Source organism: Thermovibrio sp. (assembly GCA_015488335.1).
Taxonomy (GTDB): Bacteria; Aquificota; Aquificia; order Desulfurobacteriales; family Desulfurobacteriaceae; genus Balnearium.
In genome coordinates this window covers 1-5,694 of the sequence record WFNZ01000005.1, presented here as the reverse complement: position 1 = coordinate 5,694, position 5,694 = coordinate 1, and the positions used below count along the sequence as shown (strand labels likewise).

Annotated in this window: 6 protein-coding genes and 1 pseudogene; 2 read left to right on the top strand and 5 right to left on the bottom strand. The window is 44.6% G+C overall.

Annotated elements, in window-relative coordinates; genetic code table 11:
- On the top strand, window positions 1-887 hold an 887-nt coding region (lysA, locus tag F8H35_RS00655), incomplete at its 5' end, for a diaminopimelate decarboxylase (RefSeq protein ID WP_472571648.1).
- Here the strand turns inward: lysA and F8H35_RS00650 are convergent.
- From F8H35_RS00650 to F8H35_RS00630, 5 genes are all read right to left on the bottom strand, one after another.
- Entirely contained in the window at window positions 884-1,486 is a 603-nt protein-coding gene (locus tag F8H35_RS00650; RefSeq protein WP_472571647.1) for a class I SAM-dependent methyltransferase, read from the bottom strand. The genes lysA and F8H35_RS00650 overlap by 4 nt on opposite strands.
- Before the next feature lie 64 nt (window positions 1,487-1,550).
- Entirely contained in the window at window positions 1,551-2,969 is a 1,419-nt protein-coding gene (gene glnA / locus F8H35_RS00645) for a type I glutamate--ammonia ligase (protein ID WP_472571646.1), read from the bottom strand.
- A gap of 22 nt (window positions 2,970-2,991) precedes the next feature.
- Complete coding sequence (locus F8H35_RS00640) at window positions 2,992-3,330, bottom strand: P-II family nitrogen regulator (protein ID WP_472570392.1); 339 nt, start codon at window positions 3,328-3,330, stop codon at window positions 2,992-2,994.
- 134 nt (window positions 3,331-3,464) lie between these two features.
- On the bottom strand, window positions 3,465-3,887 hold the full coding sequence (locus F8H35_RS00635; RefSeq protein WP_472571645.1) for a Fur family transcriptional regulator: 423 nt from the start codon (window positions 3,885-3,887) through the stop codon (window positions 3,465-3,467).
- Between the two features lie 108 nt (window positions 3,888-3,995).
- Window positions 3,996-5,213, bottom strand: coding sequence for an ammonium transporter (locus tag F8H35_RS00630; protein WP_472571644.1), 1,218 nt, complete (start codon window positions 5,211-5,213; stop codon window positions 3,996-3,998).
- A gap of 112 nt (window positions 5,214-5,325) precedes the next feature.
- Here F8H35_RS00630 and F8H35_RS00625 point away from each other — a divergent pair.
- Window positions 5,326-5,694 (top strand): annotated as a pseudogene (locus F8H35_RS00625) (hypothetical protein); the annotation flags it as partial.

The following is a 5,694-nucleotide window of genomic DNA, read 5'->3' as shown; positions in this document are numbered from 1 at the left end:
TTTTAATGGTCAACGTTGAGTCTGAGGGAGAGCTCCATGCATTAGAGAAGGTAGCAGAGAGATTGGGAAAGAGAGCTCCCCTCTCCATAAGGGTAAACCCCGACGTAAACCCCAAAACCCACCCCTACATCTCAACGGGGCTTAAAGAGGCAAAGTTCGGAGTAACCTTTGAGAAAGCCCTTGAGCTCTACAGATACGCTCAGAAAAGCAGATGGTTAAACCCTGTAGGAGTTCACTTCCACATAGGCTCTCAAATAATAGACGTATCGGTCTTCGGAGAGGCTGCGAGGAAAGTTGCAGGCTTTGTGAGGGAGCTCCGCTCAATCGGAATTGAGATAGAATACTTTGATGCCGGTGGTGGGCTTGGAATAAACTACAGACCAGAGGAAGCGGTAATACCTGCAGAGAAACTGGCGGAAGAGGTAGTTCCAGTAGTTAAAGAGCTCGGCTGCTATCTAATTTTAGAACCGGGAAGGAGAATAAGCGGAAACGCCGGAGTTCTTATAACAAAGGTTCTCTACGTTAAGAAAAGGGAGAACAAGACATTCTACATAGTAGATGCTGGAATGAACGACATAGCAAGGCCATCCCTTTACGGAGCCTATCACCACATCGTTCCGCTGACGGAAAAAAACGGCGAAACTGTCGTTGCAGATGTTGTTGGTCCCATCTGTGAAACGGGAGACGTCATAGCTAAGGAGAGGGAGCTCCCAGTCCTTAAAGAGGGAGATTATATCGCCGTTCTCAGCACTGGAGCCTACGGCTTCACAATGGCGTCAAACTACAACTCAAGGCCAAGACCTGCCGAAGTTATGGTTGAAGGAGAAGATTTCAGAGTTATAAGGCAGAGGGAAACCCTCTCAGACCTTATGGCAAGGGAGTTTTAGACCTTCTGGCCTACTGAGAGGAAAATGGGATACTCCCTGCCGTTTTTCTTAATTGAGTGAACAATGTTAAAGCTTACAGGTTCTATTCCGGATGAAACCATATAGCTTTCAAACTCTTCTCTGTCAAAACCGAAGTGGTAAACACCTGTGTTATCTGAGTGGAACGTTCCATCTTCCTTCAAAAGGTCTGCAACGGCAACGTAACCTCTTTTTTTAAGGTTAGAGGAGAACCACCTGAAGAGTTCTCCTACGTCTTTAACGTGGTGGACAGACATACTGGAAACTATCAGGTCAAAAGATAGTTCAAACTGAAAATCGGAGTAAGAACCAAGAAATGGTTTAACGTTATTAGCGCCAAATTTATCAATCTTCTCTTTCAAAACCTCAATCATCCCTTTAGAGTTATCAAGAGCCACAATCTCTGAAACGTGAGGAGCTATGAAAAATGTCAAAAGCCCCGTACCTGCCCCGAAGTCAAGAACTCTCCACCCTTTAGAAACAGGAACAGAGGAGAGTATCGCCTCTCCAACCTTTCGCGCCGTTTCAACCCTGTGGGGTTTTGAATCCCAGTCCTTTGCTGCTTTGTCAAACAGACTCATAACACCTCCTAAAATAGAAAACCCCCGCTTAAGCGGGGGTTTAATACAAACTTTTAAGCGAAAATTAAACGTCGTAGTAGAGGAGGAACTCCATAGGTGTTGGCCTGAGCCTTACAGGATCAATCTCCTCTTTCCTCTTGTACTCAATGTAGTCAGCAAGGAACTCCTCTGTCATTACGCCGCCTTTTGTAAGGAACTCGTAGTCTTTCTCAAGGGCATTGATTGCTTCTTCAAGGGAGCCCGGAACTGTAGGAATGTCTTTAAGTTCCTCAGGTGGAAGGTCGTAGAGGTTCTTGTCAACAGGCTCTCCCGGATGGACCTTGTTCTCAATTCCGTCAAGGCCTGCCATAAGGAGAGCTGCAAATGTGAGGTAAGGAGCCCCTGAAGAGTCTGGGAACCTGACTTCAATCCTTTTGGCCTTAGGAGATGTAACAACAGGAACCCTTATTGCAGCCGACCTGTTCCTTGCAGAGTAGCAGAGATTAACGGGTGCCTCGTATCCCGGAACGAGCCTCTTGTAGGAGTTAACTGTAGCGTTGGTAAAGGCACAGATAGCCTTAGCATGTTTGATAATTCCACCGATAAAGTAGAGAGCAAGCTCTGAAAGTCCACCGTAGCTGTCACCTACAAAGAGATTCTCTCCGTTCTTCCAGAGTGAAACGTGGGTGTGCATACCGGAACCGTTGTCTCCAAAGAGGGGCTTGGGCATGAATGTAGCAGTTTTACCGAACATCTTAGCAACGTTCTTAACAATATACTTGGTCCACTGGATATTGTCCGCAGCTTCAATTATCGTTCCAAACCTGAAGTCAATTTCGCACTGGCCACCTGTAGCAACTTCATGGTGGAGGCACTCTACAACTATACCCACTTCTTCCATCTTGAGGGCAATCATCTTCCTTATGTGGTCAAGCTGGTCGTTTGGAGGAACGGGGAAATATCCGCCCTTGGGCTTAATTTTGTGGCCTAAGTTCGGATTTTCATCAGCCCCTGTTCTCCACCATCCTTCTACAGAGTCAACCTCGTAGAAACTGTAGTTTGTCCCTACGTCAAACTTGACATCGTCAAAGATGAAGAACTCAGGCTCAGGTCCACAGTAAAAGGTATCTCCAATTCCTGTTGACCTTAAATACTCAACAGCTTTCTTTGCAATGTTTCTTGGATCTTTGTGGTAAGGCTCTTTTGTAACAGGATCCACTATATCTGCAATAACAACGAGAGTTGGAACTTCAGAAAGGGGATCAATGGTTGCAGTTGTTGGATCAAGCTTAAACATCATATCGCTGGCGTTTATCGGCTGCCACTGTCTGATTGATGAACCGTCAAAGAAGAGACCCTGTTCAAAGCTCTCCTCTGAAATCTCGTGTGCAGGGAAAGTTACATGATGCCAGGTTCCAAACATATCTGTGAACCTGAGGTCTACAAACTTAACACCTTCTCTCTGCATAAGCTCTACAACTTCTTTTGCGTTTTGCGGCTTCATGAAACCCTCCTTACCTTTATATTTAAATTGCGTTTTCTCCTCTCTCTCCAGTCCTGATACGGACGGCATCTTCAACCGGTATTACGAAAACTTTACCGTCACCGATCCTTCCTGTTCTCGCAGCGTTAACTATTGTTTCAACGACCTTTTCAGCGAGAGAATCGGGGACAACAACTTCTATTTTTACCTTTGGAATGAAATCAACAACATATTCAGCTCCCCGGTAGAGCTCCGTATGTCCTTTTTGTCTTCCAAAACCTTTAACTTCAGAAACTGTAAGTCCATGAACACCTACTTCAGTAAGAGCATCCTTAACTTCTTCAAGCTTGAAAGGTTTGATAATAGCTTCTATCTTTTTCATTTTTTCCTCCAGACCCCGCTTACTGTCTGCTATTTTACCACTAAAACAGCAAGATTCAACTACTGCTATTAAGCAAAATTAATACCAACTTTCAGAAGCCAAAATCTCCTATATGAAGCACAAATTTTGTTCAATTACTGCTCTTCTCTGCCCAATTTCTGTGCACATTTTGAACAAAGACCGTAGAACTTATACTCAATATCCTCAACAAGGTAACCCTTTTGTTCTACTTTCTTACAGGTATATCTGCACAGTGGAGTCTCAACGTCTTCTATTTTCCCACAGGATTTACAGATAAAATGGTGGTGGAAATCTGTTCTCCCCTCAAAGTGGGACTGCTTGTTTACAATTATTTCCTTTATTTTCCCTTCCTGAGAAAGCTCCTTCAGAACTCTATAAACTGTTCCAAGGCTGATGTTAGGGAGCTCCTTCCTTGCCCTCTCGTAAATCTTTTCGGCCGTAGGGTGATCGTTGGAATCAAGAACGACCTGATAGACAACAGCTTTCTGGCGAGTATTTCTCTTTCGCTTCCTCTTTTCCACTTCAAGCTTTTCCAAAACCTTCCTCCTGCTTGTTTTTAACCCAATTAAATAATAACTGTTCTTCTTTAAAAAGAAAAGCCCCCAAAAGGGGGCAAAAAGGGGGGTGGAAGTGAAGGGGAAGCTCTAAACTTTTACTCTATCTTCAGGGTAAGCAGTAATGCGATGTATAGAGAGATCGGCTCCTTCAAATTCTTCCTCTTCAGTGAGTCTGAGCCCCATAACAGCTTTCAGGACTCCGTAGAGAATAAAACCTGCTACAAGGGCGTAGCAAAGGGTGAGGAGAGCTCCAAAAAGCTGTGCAAGAAATGAGACTCCACCCAATCCCCAAAGGAGTTTCTTACCGAATATTCCGGCCGCAATTCCCCCCCATAGGCCATTGAGACCGTGAAGCGGAACAACTCCCAAAACGTCGTCTATCTTCAGAACTTCCTGCTCGTAAATAAAGGCTTTAACAAAGATGAACGCAGCTATAAAACCGATAACAAATGCCCCAAGGGGGTTAACAACGTCTGAACCAGCACAGATGGCAACAAGGCCGGCCAGAGCTCCGTTATGAATAAACCCCGGGTCGTTTTTCCCGAAGATAACCCCACCTATAAGACCACCTGCCGTTGCAAGAAGAGAGTTAACGGCAACAAGACCTGAGATATCCTCAAGTTTTTGTGAACTCATAACGTTAAAACCGAACCATCCAATTATCAGTATCCAGCTTCCCAGAGCGAGGTACGGAATATTGCTGATAGGAATTGGTTTTGATTTTCCCTTAACGTAACGTCCCATACGGGGGCCTAAAAGGAGAACTGCAGGGAGAGCTATCCAGCCGCCGAGTCCGTGAACAACCATTGAACCGGCAAAGTCGTGAATAGGTGCACCAAATATGTGCTCTACCCAGCTCTGAAAGGCAGGAGACCACCTTTCACCCCAAATAAGAGCTTCAAAGATGGGATAAACAACACCTGCCAGGAAGAAACCTGCAGTAATGTAGGGCTTAAACTTCATCCTCTCTGCAACTCCACCTGAAACAATGGCAGAGATGCAGGCAGCAAACATCAAGAGGAAGAAGAAGCGAACAAGCTCCAACCCCTGATCAGCCATAAGCTCAGAGGCAGGTCTGACGAAGCAGACCTTATGGGCTATAGGATAGCCTATTAAATAGTAGGCCATAGTAGCTACTGCAACGTCAACGATTATTTTTACAAGAGCATTAACCTGATTTTTCTTCCTTACAGTTCCAGCCTCAAGGAAAGCAAAACCTGCGTGCATAGAGAGTATCATTACGGCGCCGGCAAGAAGGTAAAAGATGTTCAAAGACTGAACAAGGTGTTGAATCCCCGTTTCCATCGGCACAGCACCTCCCATAAAAGTAGATTTGGTCTTCATTCTGAGATGTATAGCAAATTCCATGCCTAACTTATTTTGGTATTATTGGCAAAACTGAAATGGAGCGACAAATATGAGGAAAAGCATTCTTCTTTTTTCTTTTCTTTTCATTACATCGTGCGGGATAGGAAGCCTGAATCCATTTAAAAAAGAGGAAGTAAAGTATAAACCCTACACCCCTTCAGAGTCTGCAAAAGAACCTCATCCAAAACTTAAAGGGGTTGACAACGTTGTTTATTTCATGAAGAAATATTTTTCTCCGGTGGAAGCAGAGATTGTTTTAAACAGCTACGACGGATTCATAATAGATGCAGGTAAAGATAAAGACATTTCCGTAGGAGACAGGTTCATCTCTGAAAGTGGGGCCGTTTTAAAGGTGAGAGAGGTAAAAGAGAACTACTCAATAGCCCTGCCAACTCTGGGTAACCCAACGGTGGGAGAG